The organism is Gordonia sp. AC31 (assembly GCF_031844505.1).
GTDB classification, from domain to species: Bacteria; Actinomycetota; Actinomycetes; order Mycobacteriales; family Mycobacteriaceae; genus Gordonia; species Gordonia hongkongensis.
In genome coordinates, this window is sequence record NZ_JAUZVK010000014.1 from 1 (window position 1) to 21,286 (window position 21,286).

Here is a 21,286-nt window from a genome sequence, read left to right on the forward strand (position 1 = left end):
AAAGGCGACACCGACAACCGATCGGCGAAACCCCACCCACCCATGAAAGATTCAGGCTGAGGAGCGAGCTTGCGAGCGTCCCCCTCCGCGCCCTGAGGAGCGAGCTTGCGAGCGTCACGAAGGGTCTTCGCAACCTCGGTCGCCAGACCCTTCGTGACGCGCCCTCCGCAAGCTCCGGGTGCTCAGTTCTCCGGCCCACACGCCGGGACGTCGACGGTGACGGTCGGGTCGTCGACGAGCGGCTGGATCGGGACCTCGGCGTCCCCGTGTGCCGAGGTCGGCTCGTCGATCTTCAGCACGATGGTGGCGGTCTCGCCCGGTGCGATGCCCACGCGGGTCGAGTAGTACGGCCGACCGTGCAGGGCCTGCTCGACGTAGAAGGCCCCGCCCTCGCCGAGGGTCATCTCCTTGAGGACCGCGCCCTTCGTCGCCAGGAACTCGACGTTGGCGAGGTTGGTTCCCTTCTTCACCGACAGTTCGGTCCCGAGGTTGCCGGCGACGTAGTCGGTGGTGTCCGTGGTGTCGAGGGTGTTGGTGAGCTTCACCGTGATCGTCGACTCCCTGGTGTCACCCTCGCACCCGCCTGAGGTGTAGCTGATCTCGCGCCGCAGGAAATAGTCCAGCTTCGTTCCGGACGCATTGCCGATGGCCACCTGCAGATAGGGCGACGACGTGTCGGAGATCTGGTGACCCAGCTTCGTCGACTCGAGGATCTTCTGATCCTCGGCATCGGTGCTGTACACCATGATCCGCCGCTCGTGCACGCCACGGCCGAGCGCCTCGAGCAGATCCCGCGTGCTTCCGCCGGAGGTGACGAGTTTGTTCACAACGGCCTGGGAGATGGCCTGCAAGTAGTCCTTTCGCGCGGCGTTGTCGTCGGCGAAGCGCTGATACGCCGTCGACAGCGTGATCGGGACGACGTTGTCGGCGGTGATCTTCTCCCGTCCCACCGACACCGGGCCGACGACCTCGAGGACATACTTCAGCGCGATCGGATCCAGCGCGATCGCCCCGTCGAGCTGGCGGCCGGTCTGGGCGCGCCAGTTCGCCAGCCAGATCTGCGCGGCGTCGGGGAAGTGGGCGCTGAGGTTGCCGTTCCGGAAGTCGGTGTAGGGGCGGTAGTAGGAGTAGATCGCGTCGTACTCGGGGCCGAGGTTGATCTGCGGGGTGGCCGGGTCGCGGAACTCCGAATTCGCACCGAGCTCGGGGATGGTCACCCGGCCCCCGGTCGCGTTCAGTACCGCGAAACCACCGACGAGGCCGCCGGTTCCACGAGCCTCGGACGGTGTCTGGAACGCCATGAAGTAGTTGCGCGGACCGTCGGCGCCGAGCATCGACGGGACGAGTTCGGCCGCGATGCTCGTCGCCTGCACCGTCGAGTCGGCAGCCTCGACCTGCTCGGCGAGCTGAGCCCGGGCATCAGCCACGACGCCCAGCCAACTCGGTTCGATCGCCGAGACCTGGGCGGCCACCGCCGCCGACTCCTCCGCGACCGACTTCAGCGCCGGCTGCGCATCCCGCAGCAGTGCCAGGTTCACGGTGTTGCCGGTGCGCAGGCGATTCGGGTCGAGCACGGTGGCGAGGTCGGCAGCCGGCACCAGCACGTCGGCCGACAGCGCCGCAACGGCATCGCTCATCTGCTGCACCGATTTCAGCGGCGATCCGACGACCGGCACCGCCGCAGCCGCCGACCACAGGAAACCGTTCGCACGGTCCTGGGCGTCCTCGGCCCGCACCGACGCCGCCTCGGCCGCCTGACGGGCGCCGGCCTGATCGCCGTCGAGCATCAACGCCCGGGCCCTGCTCGCATCCGCGCGCACCGATTCCAGGTCGTCGCGGACCTGGAATGCCGAGTACGCCAGCCAGATCAGCGCGGCGGCGACGAGCAGCAGCACCACCGCGACGACCTGGACGACGCGGTTACCCGCCAGCCGCCGGATCATCGGCTCTCCCCCGTCGCGTGCCGGCCCGGTCGAGTGGCGGAGGCCTGCTCGGCGGACGATTGGCCCGCTCGCTTCGCTCCCGGCGCCGCCAGCCACGTGACCAACGCCTCGACCTTCGGTTCGACCTCGGCGAAAACCCGGTCGAAGTCCTCGCGCGGGCGGCCCATCGGGTCGACGATGTCGAGCAGGTCCGAGTTCGGATCGAGGCGTCCACGCCCGGCGATGATCTCCGGCAGCGCGCCGAGGTCGCAGAGCGCGGCGAACTCGGTCAGCGTGAAGACCCGCTTCCAGCGTGCCGGGGCCATCTGCTGCGCGGCGGCACGGTGTTCGCGGCTCATGCACAGCACGAGGTCGGCCTCGGTGAGCATCGGCGGACGCAGATACCGGGACTCGAACCCCGATGCGTCGTAACCGTTCTCGACCAGGACGGCGGAGGCGTGCGGATGGATGGGCTGCCCGTTGAGCGCTCCGACCCCGGCGCTCGACGACGTCACGGGGACACCCGCCCGGCCGGCGAGGCCGGTCAGCACGCGTTCGCCGATCGGTGAACGACAGATGTTGCCCGTGCACACGAACAGGATCGACATCTGCGGCGTCGCCGCTTCGGATCCGGTCACCATTCCTCCTCGATTCTGCGGGCCACCCGCGCCAATACGTCCGGCTGCCCCAGCTCTGCGTGCGTCGTGCCGGCGTGCAGCACGTCGACGACGACCCGTCCGTCCGGATCGACCGCACGCCTCCAGGCGTCCGGGTCCGGGTTGTCCTGCGCCGCAACGTAGAGCACCTTACCGGCGGCCACCGGACGCAGGTCGTAGGAGCGCGCCGCCGCGGCCAGGCCCCTCGTCCGGTCCTCGAACCGCCGCAGTGCGTCGGGGTCGTGCTGCTCGGCCAGGGCACGCAGGGGGTGATCGGCGGCTCGCAGCTCCGCGTCGTCCACAGTGGCCAGTTCGGCCGGCGTCCGCGCGTCGAGCAGCACCAGCAGCGCGACCTCTTCGCCGAGTTCGACGAGCCGGCGCGCGATCTCATGGGCGACGATGCCGCCGACGGACCAGCCGACGACCCGGTACGGTCCCTGCGGCTGGGTCGCCCGGATGGCCTCGACGTGCAGTGCCGCGATGCCCTCGATCGTCGTCGGCAGATCCCGTTCGGCGAGTACGAGTTCGGGCAGTTGCAGGCCGAACACCGACGCCGACGGCAGGGACTCGCCCAGCGCCCGGAACGGTTCGACGATCCCGGTCGCGGTGTGCACACACCAGACCTCGGGTCGTCGGCCGGTGCCGGGCGACAGCGGCACGACGCGTCGGCCGCTAACGCCGCCTTCCGGGTCGTCGAGCAGCCGGGCGATCTCGGCCGGGGTGCGATGACCGAAGAGTTCCGCCGCGTCGACGACCCGGCCCGTCCGGCGGGCCAGTTCGTCCCGCAACTGCAGCAGGGCGAGCGAATGCCCACCGGCGGCGAAGAAGTCGTCGTCCATGCCGATGGGTGTCCCGGCACCGTCTGCGCCCGCGTGCGGACCGGCCGCCGCGTCGCCCAGCACGGCCCGGAAGGCGTCGAGAACCGCTGCCTCGGTGGCGGTTCCCGGTTCGCGCACGGACTCCGACCAGGCCGGTTCGGGCAGTCGGCGTACGTCGATCTTGCCCGCGCCGCTGAGCGGCAGGTCGTCGAGTACGACGATCCGGCTCGGCACCATGTGCCGCGGCAGCGACGATCGGCACGCGGCCCGGAGCTCGGTGGCCGGCACCGACGGTGCCACCACATAGGACACGAGCGCTGGTCCGACCGGACCCGGCCGCAGGACGGTCACCGAGCGCTCGGCGCCCGCCCGCACGATCACCGCGTCGATCTCGGCGGGTTCCACTCGCTGACCCCGGATCTTGACCTGACGGTCCGCCCGGCCGACGTAGACCAGCTCGCCGGTGTCGCGATCCCACCGCATCAGGTCCCCGGTGCGGTAGCGGCGCACGCCGTCGGCGCCGGCGACGAACGTCGCAGCGGTGAGCGCCGGATCACCGAGATAGCCACGGGCGACCCCGGTTCCGCCGATGTACAACTCGCCGACGACACCCGGCGGGACGTGGCGCAGCTGGGCGTCGAGCACCTCGGCGCCGATGCCCGGTCGCGGATGCCCCAGCCGGATCGGTTCGCCGCGCCGGAACGCACTGGTGGACACGGTCACCGTCGTCTCGGTGGGGCCGTAGATGTTGAGGACCTGGGCGTGCTCCGACCACATCGCGGCCAGATCGGCCGAGAGTGCCTCGCCGCCGATGTACACCAGGCGCAGCGCACCGATCGCCGCCGGTCGCAGTGTGCGGACGACCGAAGGCGTCGCCGTGAAGACGCTGACCCCGGTGCGGTCGAGGAACCGGGTGAGGTCGTCCCCGCCGGTGATCCCGGCCGGGACCACCACCAGGGTCGCGCCGGCGGCGAGTGGCAACAGCATGTCGTGGAACGTGGCGTCGAATCCCGGACTGATGGCCATCCCGACGCGGTCGTCTGGTTCGACGTCGCCGAGCGAGGCCACGCGGTGTACACCGCGATGGGTGACCCCGACGATGTTCGGGGTCCCGGTGGTACCCGACGTGGTGATGACGTAGGCCAGCGCGTCGCGCGACACCGGCGTGACGGGTTCGGACACAACCGGTTCCGTCGGTTGGGCGGGGATGTCGGCGGGCGTGATCACACTCGCCGACGCGCCGGCGACCACGTGGTCGATCCGGGCCGTCGGGTAGGTGACGTCGACCGGTACGCACACCGCGCCGATCCGGCTGACCGCCCAGATGGCGACGACCGACTCGATCGACCGCGGCACCACGACGGCCACCGCGTCACCGGCACCGAGCCCTCGACGTCGCATCGCGCGGGCGGTCACCGAAACCCACCCGTCGAATTCGCGGTAGGTGAGGGACCGGTGCTCGTCGGCGATGCCGGGACGGTCGCCGTACGCCGCGACAGCCGTCGTGAACAGCTCGGCCAGCAGCGGTTCGGCCCCCGTCGTCGAGGATGCCCGCGCCCGGTCGGCGACGAAGCGTCGTTCGGCGCCGGTCAGCGGCTCGATGGCCGCGAGGCGACGTGACGGCTCCCCCACGACGGCGGCGACCGCGGCGACCACTCGCTCGCCGAGGGCGCGGATCGTGCCCTCGTCGAACAGTTCCCGGCCGTGGTGGACGCGCAACCGCCAGCCGCCGGCGTCGGGCACCGCCTCGACGTGGATGTCGAACTCGCTGCGCGGCGACATCCACGTCGGCGCGCCGGTGTCTGCCGGGTCGGGCCCGGGCATCTCCGGATCGGCCATCGAGAACGCCACCTGTACCAGCGGATGCCGCCCGGGGACGCGCGGCGGATCGATCAGGGCGACCACATCGTCGAAGGCGATCGCGGCATGATCGAGCGCCGCCAGGTCGTCGTCGCGGACCGCCGTGATCAGATCGCCGACGGTCATGCCGGGGCGAATCCGGGTGCGCAACACGACCGTGGAGATGAGCATGCCGACCGTGCCGGCGGTGTCGGAGTCGCGGCGCATCGAGGCGGGCGTGGCCAGCGCGATGTCATCGGCCCCCGACTGCACCGCGAGGGCCAGCACCAGGGCCGCGTGCAGGATGTGGAACTCGCTCGCCGACGCCCGGCGCGCGGCTGCCGGAATCGCCTGGCCGACCCCATCTTCCAGCAGATACTCAGTCGTCGAGGTCCGCAGGTCCCGGACGGCGGGACGGCGCTGGGCGAGGTCGAGCTCGCCGCTGTGCCCCTCGAGCGCGCGCCGCCAGAAGTCCACCCGTGCAACCCGGGATCGCTCGTCGTCGGCAGCCATCTGCCGGGCGACCGCCGCGAAACCCGTCGGCGCCGGGCCGAGGTCGAGACCCGCCAGCAGCGACGCGAGCTCACGCTGCACGATGCCGGCGGATTCACCGTCCATGGTGATGTGGTGCGCGATCACCACGACCGCCACCGGGGTCACCTGATCGTCGCCGATGACCAGCCACACCCGGACCGGTGGCTCACCGGTGAGATCGAAAGCCTCCCCGAGCATCCCGATCCCCGCGGGCGTCGTGAGCTCGGCCGCGCCCACCCGCCGCAGGGACGGGCGCCAGGCGTCGAGAACACGCTGCCGGGGACCGTCAGGTGTCGTGAGATACCGGGTACGGAGCGCGGGATGGCGGTCGACGAGGGCCTCGACCGCGCCGATGACCGCGGACTCGTCGGTTCCGGACGGCACGGGCACCACCGCGGGCACGGCGTAGATCGGCACCGCTCCGAGCATCTGCGCGCCCACCCACATCCGGCGCTGCGTCGGAGCGAGTGGGAGGTCGCCGAGGTCGGACTCCGACGCGCCGGCCGGCGCGCCGCCTCCCGCATCCGTCCCCTCCGCGGGGAGTTCGGTCACCGCCCGCGCGAGCGCGACCGGGTTGGGGTGCTCGAAGAGCAACCGGGTGGGCACGCGGACGCCGAGCCGGCGCCCCAGCGCGGAGGTCACCCGTGTGGCCGAGAGCGAGGTACCGCCCATCGTGAAGAAGTCGTCGGCGTCCCCCACCGAACCCGGTGAGACCTCCAGCACCTCGGCCATCGCGTCGGCGATCGCCGCGACGAGTGGAGCCGAGGACACCGCATGCGACGGCGCCCCGGCACCGGCCGGCGCCACCGCGGTGCCCGATACCCGTTCGGCCGCAACGATGTCGACGGCCGGGCCGTCGACCTCCGGGAACGGCCGATCGGCATCGGTTGCCGCCGCGACGACCGATCTGCGGAAGTCGTCGAGAAGCGCCTGCGCGACCACGGTCGGGACGGCGGCGGAGTGCACCACCGTGATGTGCAACTCGTCGTCGCGTTCGGCGAGAACGACCTCGACGTCGAACTTGGCGTCCACGGTCGCGGTGTACTCCGGGACCAGCCTGGCGATCACGGCATCCGCCTCGGGACCCGGGCCACCCGCCGACGCTCCGCCCAGCACCACCTCGCCGGAGGACTGGGGCACGACGTCCTGGTTGACCAGCAGTACCGAGATCAGCGGGTCCCCGGCCTCCCGGCCGTCGGGACGGACCATACGGGCGACGTCCTCATAGGGGACCTCACTGTGCGGTTGGGCGGCCAGGGCGGCATCGCGAGCCCGCACGACGGCCTCGCGGATCGGGAGCCCCGGATGCAGCCGTGTCCGCAGGGCCACGGTGTTGACGAACATGCCGACCACCGACTCCCACTCCGGCGCGTGCCGGCCGTGCACCGGCACGCCGATCAGCAGGTCCCACTCACCGGTCCACCGGCCCAACACCGTCGCGAGCGCGGCGTGCGCCACCTGGAACACACTCGCCGACATCGCTTTCGCGGTCTGGTGCAGTGAATCCGTGCCGACGATCGACGCCGACAACCGTCGTGCGGCAGCGTCGCGCGGCCGCCCGACGGTGTCCGCGATTCCCGGCAACCGGAGCGGGCCGGGGGCATCGGCGAGCGTCGACGTCCAGAAACGCAGTTGCCGTGCGTATCTGCTGCGCGGATCGGACGGGTCGCCGAGGCGGGCGATCTGCCACTGCGTGAAGTCGGCATAGGTGAACGCCTCGTCGGCGGGGACCGAGAGCCGCTGGCCGTCGTAGGCACGGAGCAGGTCCGTGAGCAGCACCCGGATCGACCACCCGTCGATCGCGACGTGATGCAGGACCACCGCCAGATGGGTGTGCGGATCCTCCGCAGAGTCGAGCTCGAAGACCGCGGCCCGGAACCCGGTCTCGGACTCCAGATCGAACGGCCGTCGCAGGAAGTCGTCGATGTCCCGACGGAGACCCTCGGGACCCGTCGCGGCGTCGACGAGGCGATGCCGTAGCACCGGACTCCGATGCTCGATCCGGCGTTGCCGTGGACCCGACGGCGAATCCGGGTGGACCGTCCGGAGGACGGCATGAGCCGCGACCACCTCGTCGACCGCCTTCCGCAGGCGGGCGAGGTCGACCCGGCCACTCATGCGCAACACGAGCGGAACATGGTAGGCCGTCGAACGCGGATCGAACTGATGGTGAATCCACATGCGGCGCTGCGGATATGCGAGCGGCAGGAACTCCGGCACCGGGAGTCGGGTGGGTGCCGCGCCGGACTCCGCTCCGCTTCCGGCGCCGGTATCACCCGGCCCGGCCAGCAGTTCGTCGACACGTTGCGCGACTCCCGCGACCGTGCGTGCTTCGAAGATCTCGCGGACCCCGATGTCCGCACCGGTCGCCGCCGTCAGCCTCGACGTCACCTGCGTGGCCGACAGCGAGGTACCACCCTCGGTGAAGAAATCGGAATCGGCGTCCAGCGACTGAACGGGACGGTCGAGGACCTCCGCCCACACCGCGGTCACCAGTTCCTCGGTGGCCCCCGACGGCGGCCGTCCGGGGCGGACACCCGAACCCGCTGCCGCACCGGCGAAATCGGGATCGGGCAGCGCCGCCACGTCGATTTTCCCGTTGCGTCCGAACGGCAACGCCGGGACACCGACGATCGCACTCGGGATCATGCTGCGCGGCAACAGGTGCGCGAGCTGACGAGGCAGGTCGGCCACTTCCGCATCGTCTCCGTCGACCACGACCCACGACACGAGGATCTTCTCGCCCGCCGGGGTGGTCCTCGTCGCGGTCACCGAGGTCGCCACGCCGGGCAGCCCCGACAGCGCCGCATCGACCTCACCCGGCTCCAGCCGCACGCCGCGGACCTTCACCTGATCGTCGGTGCGACCGTGGATCACGAACGTGCCGTCGGGACGACGGTGGACGAGGTCACCGGTCCGGTACATCCGCCCGCCGGCGCTGAACGGGTCGGCGCTGAACGGATCGGGGACGAACGCCCCGGCCGTCGTCGCCGGGTCGTCGAGATACCCACGGGCAAGGCAGTTCCCGGAGAGGTACAGTTCGCCGACGGTGTGGTCGGGCACCGGTCGCAGCGCACGGTCGAGCACATACATCCCCACACCCGGCAGCGGAGCGCCGATGTGAACCGGCCCGCCCGGAGTTGCGGTGTACCGCGCACTGCTGACCGCGACGGTGGCCTCGGTCGGGCCGTACTCGTTGCTCAGCGTGTGGCCGGCCGTCCACTCCCGGACCAGCCCGGCGCCGAGGGGTTCACCGCCGACCGCCACGTGACGAACACCGGGGACTTCGTCGGGCCGCAGGGTCGCGAGCACCGACGGGGTGGTCAGCAGGACGCTGACCCGTTCGGCGCCGACGAACTCGGCGAGCTCGTCCGCGGCGATGACATCGGGCGGGCACACGACGATCGTGGCGCCGGCGACCCGCGGGGGCACGAGCCCCATCAGGTGTGCGTCGAATCCGGTTGCATACGTGTGCAACACCGCGTCCGACGAGTCGAGCCGCAGTCGGGCCACGGTGTCGCGCGCCCAGTCCGTGAGGCCCCGATGGGTCACCTGCACACCCTTGGGCAGTCCGGTCGTCCCCGAGGTGAAGGTGATGTAGGCGACGTCGTCCACCGACAGCGGGCGCACCCGCTCGGCGGCGGCGAACGGCAGCGAATCCGCCGCATTCGCACCGGAATCGGTATGTCGGGCGAGCAACTCGTCAAGGGCGAGCACCGGGATGCCGCCGGTCACGGATTCCGCGGTCGCCGCGAGGGTGACAACGGCACGCGGTCGGCACCGCTCGATGATCATCTGCCGGCGCCCCGCTGGGTCGGCCGGATCGACGTTCACGAACGCTGCGCCCGCGCGGGCGACCGCGACCGTGGCGAGCACGCCGAAGACCGAGCGCGGCAGCAGGGCGACCACCACGTCCCCCGGACCGATTCCCGCCTCGATGAGCGAGCGAGCCGTGAACGTCGCGAGCCGGTCGAGGTCGGAATTGGTGAGCGAGACACCCGACCCGGGCACCGGATGGCGCCGGTCGACGACCGCGATCGCATCCGGATCGTCAGCGAGCCCACCGGTCAGCAGCTCGTCGAGCGTGTCGAACTCGCGAATCCGATTCTGCGGCGCGATTTCCGGGACCGACGTCGGGTCCGACGGGGCGAGCAGCGCCGCGACCGTCCGGTTCGGTTCGCGCACCCCGCGCCGGATCGTCTCGACGACGAGGTCGCACAGAGCGTCCAGTCTCGCGGCACTCGCCACCGCATCCGTGCACGTCATCATCAGATGCAGCGCACCGTCCCGGCGGTACATCGACACGTCCACACCGAACAGCGGCACTCCCCCGAAGGCACTCGCGTCCGACGGGACGCTCGCTGCCGCAGCCGGACTCGCCGCCACCAGCTCGTCCGGGACGGCGCCGAGGGAGACCTCGAACAGCGGGGTGCCCGCCTTGACACGACCGGGATCGGCGATCTCGGTGATCTCGGTGAGCGGGAGGTCGGCGTGCGCGAACGCGCCGAGGTCGACCGCGGTGACCGAGGCCAGGAGGTCGACGAACGGCAGGTCGACGTCGATCGGGGTGTGCAGGGGTACGGCACGGGCGAACAGCCCCGGCACGGAGACCAGGCGCGGGTCGATCCGCCCGGACAGAGCGGTGCCGATCGTGACCACCTCGGCGTCGGACTGCCTTGTCAGCACCGCCGCGAGCGCGGTGTGCACGACGATGAACGGAGTGCTGTGTCTGGCCACCGCCAGATCGTCGAGTGCTCCGGTCTCGGTGCGGTCGAGCGACCGGTGCGCACGGTGCACCACCGCTCGTCCCGGCGCGGACGGATGCGGGGCCGCCGGGTTCAGTTCGGGCAGGCGCAGTGGTTCGACGGCCCGATCGAACGCCGAGACCCAGTGCGCGACGAGCTCGGTCCGCCGGGCGGCCAGCGACCCGGCTCGCCACGCCGAGTACTCCTGGTAGTCGACGTCGGCGGGCGCCGGGAGGGTCCCGGACAGGGCGGATCGCAGCTCTGCGGACAGGATGCCGAACGACTCGCCGTCGACCGCGATGTGGTGCGCGACGACGAGAAGCCAGGTCTGCCCGTCCACCGCGCAGATCCGTACCCGCCAGGGCAGTTCGGCGGCCAGGTCGATCGGCGTGTGCAGCGTACGCAGAGCGGCGTCGACCGACTCGATGTCTGCGACCGAGACCGTCTGCGCCAGTTGCGCTCTCAGTTCACCCGCGACATGGGAGTCGGGTCGGCGACGCTGCACCGGGCCGTCGGGACCCGAGGGGAACACGGTGCACAACGCGTCGTGCCGCGTCACGATCTCGAGCAGGGCACGGCGCAGCTCGTCGGGGCCGGCGTCGACGGGGAGGGCGAGCGGCATCAGATACCCGGTGAAGTCCGGCTCGGTGCGCCATCGGAGCCATAGATCCATCTGCTCGGGGGTCAGCGGCAGATCCACCCCGTCAGCGGTTGCGAAGTCGGCGAGACCGGTCCGGGAGCCGTCGGCGATCGTGCGCCCCGAACTCGCCGCGGACTCGATGTGCGCGGCGAGCGCGGCCACCGTCGGATGGGCGAACACATCGGCGACGGAGACTTGGTCGCCGACACCCGTCAGTGTGGCCGCGAGTCGCGCTGCCGACAGTGATGTTCCTCCGGTCGCGAAGAAGTTGGTGTCCGCGGCGACCACGGCATCCGTGCCGGTCACCGCGCGCATGGCGTCGGCGACGGTCTGCTCGGCCGGTGTCAGTGCTCGGGTCGATCCCGTCGGCACCTCGGGCAGCAGATCCGTGAGCCGGTGGCGGTCGAGTTTGCCGGTCGGGGTCATCGGCCAGCCGTCGACGATCGCGAGTCGCGCCGGGATCATGTGCGCCGGGAGCCTGGTCGCACAGAACACGAGGATCTGCTCGGCGGAGAGGGCGTCCAGCACATCGAAGTCGGCGAGGCCGTCCTCGGTGACGAATGCGAGCAGCCGTTCCTCGCCGCGGCGGCTGCCCGGGTCGAGGAGCACCCGCGCGTCGCCGACGCCGGGGTGCTCGCGCAGCACCGACGTGATCTCACCGAGTTCGATGCGGTGCCCGCGGATCTGGACCTGGTCGTCGCTGCGGCCGAGATAGACCATGCGGCCGCCGGCGATCTCGCGTACGCGGTCGCCGGTACGGTACATCCGGCGGCCGGTGCCGCGCGGGTCGGCGACGAACCGCGCGGCGGTCGTGGCCGGGGCGTTGTGATAGCCGAGCGTGACCTGATCGCCGCTCACGTACAGTTCGCCGATGGCGCCCACCGGGACCGGGCGTAGGTCGCGGCCCAGGATCGCCGTCGAGACGCCGTCCAGCGGGACACCGATGTCGCTGCGGGCGTCGTCGACATCGACGTCGACCGCCGTGAGGTGCACGGTCGTCTCGGTGATGCCGTACATGTTGACCAACCGGACGTCCGGATGCGCGGCCGACCACTCCCGTAACAGCCCCGGCGACAACGGTTCGCCACCGAAGACGACGGCCCGCAACGCGAGTGATCCGGCGTCCGGGGGGGCAGCGGCCACCGTCGGGTCGACGAGGTTGCCGAACGCCGTCGGGGTCTGCGAACAGACGGTGACCCCGTACCGGTCGATCGCCGCCGCCAGCAAGCGCGGGTCGAGCACGGTGGCGCGCTCCAGCACGACGACGGCACCACCGGAGGCCAACGGCCCCAGGATCTCCCAGACGGAGAAGTCGAACGCGTAGGAGTGCACCCAGCTCCACACGTCGTCGTCGGACGCGGCGATCGTGTCCAGCGCGGCGCCGAGCATGGCCGCCAGATTCGCGCGGGTCACCAACACGGCTTTCGGGACGCCGGTGGAGCCGGAGGTGTGGATCACATAGGCGCCACCCGGAACCGGTTGTGCACGTTCGCTTGTCGCGACGGCGCGCACCGCCGGCCCGGCTTCGATCACCGCGACGGGTGCGGTCGCGTCGACGATCAGCTCCGTCCTCGACGGCGGATCGTCGGGTTCGATCGGCACGTACACGGCATCGGCCAAGAGCACCGCGACGATCGCGATCACGGTCTCGACGCTCCGGGGCAGCGACAGCGCGACTCGGTCGCCCGGTTGTACCCCGTTCTCCCGCAACGTGTTCGCGAGGGCCTCGGCGCGACCGAGCAGATCCCGGTAGGTCAGAATCGCGTCGTCGGCGATGACGGCGGCGGCGCCCGGCTTCGCCTGCGCACGGCGTCGCAGGGCATCGATCGGGTCGACGGGAGCGGTCCGGCGGCTGCGGGCGGAGAGCGCCCGGTCGGCGGGAACCGGGATGCACGCCGCGACGACCGAGTCGGGCGTCGCGACACCGAGCGCGGCGACCGTCTCGACGAATCGGTCGAGCAGGTGGCCGGCAGCCATCGGGTCGACCCGGCGTTCGGCGACGGTCAGCGCGACCGACAACCCGTCCGGTTCGTCGAAGACGGTTACTTCCAACGCGGTTCGCGCCTGGCCGGCGGACAAGGTCTGGACCTCGGCGAACACCGCCGGGTCGGCGACGTCGGGCCGGGAGGCGTGATAGGCGAAGATGACATCGGCGAGCCCCGTCGGTGCCGCGTCGGCGTGGGTGATCGCCGCCGTCAGGCCCGCGCCCACGCGGGCGAGGGCCTCCGCAACGCTATTGCTCCGTACCCCGGTGATCCGCACCGGCACCGTCTCGACGAACATGCCGACCGGGCGTAGTTCCTCGGTGGTGAATCGCCCTGAGACCGGCACCGACAGCACGAAGTCGTCGGAATCCGAGTACTCGGCCAGTACGGCCGAGAGCGCCACGCACAGCATCGTGTTGAGCGTCGTCCCGGACTCGCGTGCACGAGCAGCGGCACGGTCCCGGGCCCCACGGTCGACGTCACGACGCAGGACGGTCGCCGGGCCGGAGGTGAGTCCCGCCGGCACCGGTTGCGCCGGCTCCGGCAGCACGATGCGAGAAGGAGCCTCCCGCAACGTCTTCGCCCAGTGGACCTCGGCCGCCGCATCCGCCGCGGCCGGCCGCGCGGACAGCGCGGCACTGAAGGCCACCGCGTCCTCCGTCCACACCGGAGTCGCACCGTCGAGACGAGCACGCAGTGCATGCGCGAAGTCGTCGACGACGATGTGCAGCGACCACTCGTCGATCGCGATGTGGTGGGCGACGAGAACGAGCTCGGTCCGTCCGCGGGTCTCGTCGACGACCGCACGCCACGGCAGGTCCACCGTCAGGTCGAAGGGGGCCGCGACGGCGAGGTCGATGCCGGTCGCGTCGAGGGTGGCCGCGGTCACCGGCGCGGCAACCTTTGCCTCGTCGACTCCGCGGACGACCGCGACCGGCTCCCCGCCGTTGTCGGGGTACACGGTCCGCAGTGCCTCGTGCCGCGCCGCGACGTCGATGAGTGCGGCGCGGACGACTTCGGCCGAGATGCCCTCGGCGAGAACGACATGCACCGGCAGGTGATAAACGGTCGCCTGCCGGTCGGCGCGATTGAGCAGCCAGATCTCCTGCTGCGCGCGGGTCGGCCGGTAGCGGACGGTGCCCGCGGGATCACCCGGCGCGGCGCGGCGCGGCGCGGAGGCCTCGAGGACGGCGGCGAGTTCGGCGAGGGTCGTGACATCACCGAGATCGCGCACGCTGACGACGACCTGCAAGGTGTCACCGAGGTGCGTGGCCAGTTGCATGAATCCCAGTGACGTGGCGCCGAGCTGGACCAGTTCGTCGTCCAGGGACGGCTCGGGCACGCCGAGGACGGACGTCACCGCGTCGGCAACGGCGCGTTCGACCGGCGTCGACGGACGGCGGCGCGCGGCCCGCGTTTCGGGCGCCGCGGCGATCAACCCGGCGGCGGCAGACCGGTCGACGCCGCCGAACCCGTCGAGCGGCACCGCATCCAGGATCGCGACCCGGCGCAGCCACAGCACCGCCGGGAGTTCCGCATTGACCCGGCGTCGAACCGCCGCCCGAATCCGTTGCGGATCCGATGGTTCGGTCGCCTCCGACGAGGAACGGGCCGGCACGAGTCCGAGCGCGAGCCCGTCACCGTCGCCGAGTACGGTCGCAGTCGCTGCCACGACCCCGGGGACCTCCGTGGCGGCACGTTCGAGCAGTGCGAGATCGACTCGGATGCCGTCGATCTCGACGATCTCACCGGCGCGGTGATCGATGACGAGAAGTCCCGTCCCCGGTTCGAGATGCCCGCGGTCGCCGGTGACCAGCATGCGCCGGCCGGGATGCCACGGACAGGCGACGAGTGTCGGCGACGTACGCGAGCCTTCCCCAGCGAAGTGCTGTGGCACAACGCTTCCCACGACGTACACGTCGCCCGTGATGCCGGGCGGCAGGGGTCGTAGACGGCGGTCGAGGATCGCGATGCCGACGCCGTCGCGCGGGTGTCCGCTCGGGAGTGGCCGGCCGATCGGCTGGTCGGGACGGACACGGTTCGCAGCGGTGTAGGGGCCCAGCACGCCCCGAGGGCTGTAGGCGGTCCGCACATCCCGGCCGGCGGCGTATCGGACGGCCGGCGCCGGCGCTGCGCCGGCGTCGACGATCAGCACCGTCGTCGCGGCGCCGCGCCCCGTGTCGTCGGCAAGTAACCCGGAGGGCACGATCCGGTGCGTCACTCCGGCGGCGTCGGGCTCGACGAGCCGCAACCCGTGGGCGGCACCGGCGACGATCTCGAGGTGGGCCGCCCAGGAGGCCATCGGCGCCGTGACCGCGAGCTGTCCGTGTCCCGCATCGGATGTGTTGTGGCCGAATGATTCCGGCGCGAACAGGCCGTCAACGATGAGCGCGGCCACGGCCCGCTGCGGGAGTGCGACCACACCCTCGGCGCCGACGGCGAAGCAGGCGGTGTCCTCCAGACGGGGCGACGCGGGCTCCGCCGACGGCGCGACCCCGGTCAGTCCGGCCAGCGTGTGCACGTCCTCCGCGCGGACACCGGCCGGCACGTCCGCATCGTCGTCGGCGATCACCAGCACGCCGGACACCCCCGGGACATCCGGCGACACCGAGTGCGGTGCTGCGGGATCGAGCAGGATCACGGCGGCCCCCGTCGCCGCGACGGCCCACCACGACAGCACCCGGTCCGCGTCCGACCCGACCAAGACGCCGACCGCCGAGCCGGGTCGCGCTCCGAGCGTGCGCAACCGGGCGCCGAGATCGCGAGCCCGCGCGTGCAGCTGTTCGAAGGTCAGCAGCGTTGCGTCCGAAGATGTTCCAGAGATCTCGACGGCGGGATCACGCCGGTGCCGCAGCGCGACGTCGGTGAGGGCCGTCCAGACGGTGCCCGCGTCCGGCGCCTCGTTCGCCGGCAGCTCACGCGCCTCTCCGGCCGAGGTGTCGGCGAAACGCAGCGGCAGGTCGTCGACGCGGGTGTCCGGCGCCCGGAGGAGCGCATCGGCGAACGTGTCGAGCATCGACAGGAACTGCCCGTGGTGTTCGGCGACCTCCGCGTCGTCGTATCGGTTGGGGTTCGCCTCGACGCCGATCATCAGCGAGGAATCCTGATCCTCACCGGGTACCGGGTAGATGTTGATCGTCAGGTCGTCGGCTGGGCCGACGGTCAGGATGTGAAACGTGGCTCGTGCTTCGCCGCAGGGGAATTCGCGGTCGAACAGCATCAGGTTGAGCATCGGACCGGAGCGTTCCTGAGCCGCCGTGCGCGGTGTCGCCCCGGAGGATTCGTCGGCGGCGAGGTCGGCCCAGATGTCCTCGCCGCGGTAGCGCTGGTGCCGCAGCGCGCCCATGAGCGCGGCCTGGGTGGACGCGAGCGCGTCGGCGACGCTGCCCGATCCGGTGACCCCGGTGCGCAGCGGCACGATGTTGGCGACCGGGAGCGGGGTGGCACGCAGCGCGGCGGTCGTCCGCGCGGCGACCGGGAACTGGAAGATCACCTCGTCGCCCTGCGCGGCCGCGCGGCCCAGATAGGCCGCGAAGGCGGCGACGAGAACGTTGGGCAGGATCGTCGAACCGCGTTGTGCGGCAGCACGTAACCGCGCCATCGTGTCGGCGGGCACCGCGGCGGCGACGCGTCTGGCAACGGCTGCGGGACGTCCCGGGCGGTGCGCCAGGGTCGCGGCGATCCCCACGCCCGCCATGTTCTCCCGCCAGTACGCGCGGTCGGTGGCGAAGCGCTTCGACTGGCGGTACTCGGCGTCGGCGCGGGCCGGAAGGTCCAGGTCGACCGGCTTCTGGGGCGGCGCGGGCTCGCCGGTGACCGCCGCGTGATAGGCCGCGAGGGCCTCGACCATCCGGTCCTTGCCGCCCATCCCGTCCGAGAGCAGGTGATGACCGCGGTTGTAGACCAGCGCCTTGTCGTCGGACAGCCGGAACAGGCACCCGCGTGCGGTCCGGTCCACCCGGGGGTCGAGGGGTCGCGAATAGTCCTGCGCCATCATCTCCTCGGCGACGGCGCGCGGGTCCGGCCGGTCACGGAGATCGATGATGTCGGCCCAGTAGTGCAGGGCGGGGTCGTACACGCCGACCAGCCCGTCCTCGGTGTCGACGAACCGGAGCTGGGTGAACTGCGCGCGCTGCACCACCGTGCTGGTCGCCCGCACGAAGAGCTCGGCGTCGATGGGACCGTCGATCTCGACGTACTGGGCGACGTTGATCGGCACATCGAGCGCCGCCTGCTGGGTGAACCACAGCGATCGCTGGGCCGCGCTGAGGGTGAAACGACGCGGGGCGTCGGGGTCGGAGGGACCCGACGGGGCCACGAACTCGCGCTTGGACGAATCGCTCATACGACGACCCGGCCTCTACGCGTGCGGCCGGGGAGAACGGGGCTCACGGGGCGGGCCGACCGTCTGATCCCCCCGGTCCCAGAAATGCCATGCCACACCCAGCCGTGCATGAAAAAGGCATGCGTCGGCCGCGAGATCGAAACACGGGCGTCGTCGAATTCAACGCCTTGCCTCACCACCCACCATGTGCCGTCCTCTTGTCACGCCGATCCGTTGCCGCCGGTCGCGTGGTGATTCTCATCATCGACGCGTCACCGGGGCGAACGGCCATTTCCCGACACTGTCATCGCGACGGCCGCTCGGCGTGAAACCGATGCGGGCCGAGCGGATGACAAGAGCCTATGGGACGGGTTGTCGCCTCACAACTCGGGGGGAACGCCGTTACTGACGCTAATCGATGTGAACGGAATGGTATTTCGCGCGACCTGCGACGGGATTCGGAAACACCGTGAATGCACACCCGAATTCACGGTCGGCAGAACATCGTCGAAGTGTAGTGAAATGTCTCGGAATTGCACCCGAGGAGCAAATGACCGAGAAAGGAAAACGACGGCCGTGCGTACACGGGCCGTCGTTTTCCGGACAACAATCGCCGATCGCGCGATCAGCCCCCGAAGATGTCGCGCAGGTGCTCGACCTCGGTGACGCGCTCGGCGTGGGTCGGCGCGGTGGGCGAGGCCAGGATGCACGTGACACCGGCCTCCCGGAACGCCGCGACCCGCTCGGCCACCTGGGCCTTGGAACCGATCAGCGACATCGACGTGACGAGGTCCTCGGGGACCGCGGCCGCGGCCTCCATCTTCTTGCCGTCGAGGTAGAGGTCCTGGATCAGCTTCGCCTCGTCGGTGTAGCCGTAGCGGATGGCGAGCTGGTTGTAGAAGTTCTTCCCGCGGGCGCCCATCCCGCCGATGTACAGGGCGGCATGATGGCGCACGAGTTGCTTGGCGTTGTCGATCTGCTCGGCGTCGTCGGAGATGCGTGCGGTGGCCTGGACGACAATGCCCAGATCCCCCAGCGACGGATCGCGCTTGGCCTTGCCCGCCGCCAGCGACTCACCGAAGGCAGCGTCGATCTGCTCCGGGTGGAACAGGATCGGCTGCAGCTCGTCGAACATCTCGGCGGCCAACTCGATGTTCTTCGGGCCGATGGCGGCCAGGAGCAACGGGATGTTGGCGCGTACGGGGTGATTGATGATCTTCAGGGACTTGCCCAGTCCCGAGCCGCCGTGCTCCTCGTCGAGCGGCAGCGTGTAGTGCTTGCCCTGGTAGTTCAGCTTCTCGCGGCGCCAGACCATCCGGCAGATCTCGGCGTGCTCGCGGGCGCGTCCCAGCGGGTAGTCGTACTTGACGCCGTGGAATCCCTCGATCACCTGCGGACCGGATGCGCCGATACCGAGCACCGCGCGACCGCCGCTGATGTAGTCGAGGCCGGCCGCGGTCATCGCCAGGTTGGTGGGCGTCCGCGAGTACATGGGCAGGATCGCGGTCTGCAGTTCCATCGTCTCGGTCTTGGCCGCGATGTACCCCAGCTGCGAGACGGCGTCGAAGCTGTAGGCCTCCGGAACCGCGATGCGCTGCACGCCCGCGGCTTCGAAGTCCGCGAGGTTGTTGATGGTCTCGCGGAAGTCGCCCGCGTAGTTGATCGGCATGCCCAGCTTCATCGATGTCATGCCGACGGATTCTTCCACAGCGGCGACCGGTTTCCGAGGGTCTGTTGAACGTTCGATCGGTCGGCCCCGGCCGGGGACCCCGCGCACCGGAACTGTGCCCGATGTTTAGGTAAATGGGGGCGGTAGGTCCCACAATCGTCACCATGAGCGGCGAGATGCTGATCCTGGTGCTGTTGGTGGTCACAGCCCTCGGCTTCGACTTCACCAACGGCTTCCACGACACCGGCAACGCGATGGCGACGTCGATCGCCACCGGCGCCCTGAAGCCGAAGGTCGCGGTCGGGCTGTCGGCGGTGCTCAACCTGGTCGGCGCCTTCCTGTCCGTGGAGGTCGCGGCGACCATCACCAAGGACGTGCTGAACATCCAGCAGACCTCGGGAACCGACGCCGGGGAGCTGGTGGCCGGCTTGTCGGCGACGACGGCGCTGCTCATCATCTTCGCGGGCCTGATCGGCGGCATCCTGTGGAATCTCTTCACCTGGCTGTTCGGGCTGCCCTCGAGTTCGTCCCACGCCCTGTTCGGCGGGCTGATCGGTTCGGGCCTGGCCGCGATCGGTGTCAGCGGGATCAACTGGTCCGGGATCACCTCCAAGATCCTCATCCCCGCGCTGGCCGCACCGGTCATCGCCTGTCTGGTCGCGGCGTGCGGAACCTGGCTGGTCTTCGCGATCACCCGCCGGATCGCCGACCGGCAGAAGGAGGACGGCTTCCGCTACGGGCAGGTCGCCACCGCATCGCTGGTCTCGCTGGCCCACGGCACCGGAGACGCCCAGAAGACGATGGGTGTCATCGCGATGGCCCTCATCGCCACCGGACACCTCGAGGCGTCGAGCGTCAGCCACGGACTCCCCTTCTGGGTGGTGTTCAGCTGCGCCGCGGCCATCGCGATCGGCACCTACCTGGGCGGCTGGCGGATCATCCGCACCCTCGGCAAGGGGCTTGTCGAGATCACCTCGCCGCAGGGCATGGCCGCCGAGGCGTCGTCGGCCGCCATCATCCTCACCTCGAGTGCCGCGGGCATGGCGCTCTCGACCACCCAGGTCGCTACCGGCTCCATCCTGGGTTCGGGGGTCGGCCGCAAAGGCGCCCAGGTCCGCTGGTCGGTCGCCGGCCGGATGGCCGTCGCCTGGGTGACGACCCTGCCCGCCGCCGGCGCGGTCGGTGCCGCCTGCTACTTCATCGCGCACCTGTTCGGCGACGTCACCGGGGCCCTCATCATCTTCGCGATCCTGGTGGTCGCGTCGGGCTACATGTACTGGCGCGCGCAGGAGAACAAGGTCGACCACGAGAACGTCAACGACGCCTGGGAGGGCGAGGCCCTCGCGGGCGAGGAGTGGGAGGAAGCGGTCGCCACCGAGACGGACGACACGACCCTCCCGCTGCCGCCGGTCATCCCGGCCGAGATCATCGTCCAGCACGACCCGGAGAGGAGCGCTTGAGAATGGAGACGTTCGAGGCCATCGGCAAAGTTCTCATCGTCGGACTGGTACTGGGAGCGGGACTGCCCGCGCTGTTCGCAGTCGGGTTGCGTCTGCGGTCCCTCGCCGAGGGTTCCGTCGCCGCCGACGGAACGACCTCCGATCCGCATCCCGCGCTGAAGCCCGTGGCGTACCTCATCTTCGGCGTCGTCATCCTGGTGATCGTCGTCGGGATCCTCTGGATCACCCGGCAGACGATCTTCTACTACACCGGCGTCAAGATCTTCCCGTTCGGCTACAAGTGATCGTCCCCGCTTCTGATCGGAGACACCCCGTGGACCGCCCGACACTTCTGCAGAAGGTCGTGGAGTGGTTGCGCGCCGGCTACCCCGACGGCGTCCCGCACAACGACTACATACCGCTCGTGGCGCTGCTGCGCCGGCAGCTGACCGACGACGAGGTGAGCCAGGTGTCGGCGGAGCTGGCCCGCGAGTCCCCGCCACCACCCGAACCGATATCGCGGATCGACGCGGCGGTGAAGATCACCCACTACACCCATGAACTGCCGCACGAGGACGACATCGCGCGGGTACGCGCACACCTCGTCGCCCGCGGATGGCCGTTCAGCGACGACCCCGATCCTGATGGGGGCCGTCCGACCGATGGGGACCCGTCCTGAGGACCCTGCGAACCCTGCCGCTGCCGTCGACCGCCG

7 protein-coding genes are annotated in these 21,286 nt (G+C 70.7%); 3 read left to right on the plus strand and 4 right to left on the minus strand.

The window, feature by feature from the left end; genetic code table 11:
- Positions 1-182: 182 nt before the first annotated feature.
- From Q9R39_RS16680 to Q9R39_RS16695, 4 genes are all read right to left on the minus strand, one after another.
- A complete protein-coding gene (locus Q9R39_RS16680) occupies positions 183-1,943 on the minus strand; it encodes a DUF4012 domain-containing protein (protein ID WP_058252676.1) in 1,761 nt (586 codons plus the stop codon).
- The gene (locus Q9R39_RS16685; RefSeq protein ID WP_231742510.1) at positions 1,940-2,563 is read right to left on the minus strand and encodes a low molecular weight phosphotyrosine protein phosphatase; all 624 of its coding nucleotides are present in this window, start codon (positions 2,561-2,563) and stop codon (positions 1,940-1,942) included. Before Q9R39_RS16685 ends, Q9R39_RS16680 begins: the two co-directional genes overlap by 4 nt.
- The gene (locus Q9R39_RS16690; protein ID WP_311277811.1) at positions 2,557-17,484 is read right to left on the minus strand and encodes a non-ribosomal peptide synthetase; all 14,928 of its coding nucleotides are present in this window, start codon (positions 17,482-17,484) and stop codon (positions 2,557-2,559) included. Before Q9R39_RS16690 ends, Q9R39_RS16685 begins: the two co-directional genes overlap by 7 nt.
- Before the next feature lie 604 nt (positions 17,485-18,088).
- Positions 18,089-19,153: an LLM class F420-dependent oxidoreductase gene (locus Q9R39_RS16695; protein WP_311277812.1), complete on the minus strand. Its 1,065-nt coding sequence runs from the start codon at positions 19,151-19,153 to the stop codon at positions 18,089-18,091.
- Between the two features lie 143 nt (positions 19,154-19,296).
- On the opposite strand from Q9R39_RS16695, the gene Q9R39_RS16700 reads away from it, so the two are divergent.
- Genes Q9R39_RS16700 through Q9R39_RS16710 form a run of 3 tightly spaced genes read left to right on the plus strand, consistent with a single transcriptional unit; the run spans position 19,297 to position 21,250 of the window.
- Positions 19,297-20,592, plus strand: a complete 1,296-nt coding sequence (locus Q9R39_RS16700) for an inorganic phosphate transporter (protein ID WP_065629228.1) — start codon at positions 19,297-19,299, stop codon at positions 20,590-20,592.
- Positions 20,593-20,594: 2 nt separating this feature from the next.
- Entirely contained in the window at positions 20,595-20,876 is a 282-nt protein-coding gene (locus Q9R39_RS16705; RefSeq protein WP_065629227.1) for a hypothetical protein, read from the plus strand.
- A 29-nt stretch (positions 20,877-20,905) separates the two neighbouring features.
- Positions 20,906-21,250: a DUF3349 domain-containing protein gene (locus tag Q9R39_RS16710; protein WP_078113028.1), complete on the plus strand. Its 345-nt coding sequence runs from the start codon at positions 20,906-20,908 to the stop codon at positions 21,248-21,250.
- Positions 21,251-21,286: the final 36 nt, after the last annotated feature.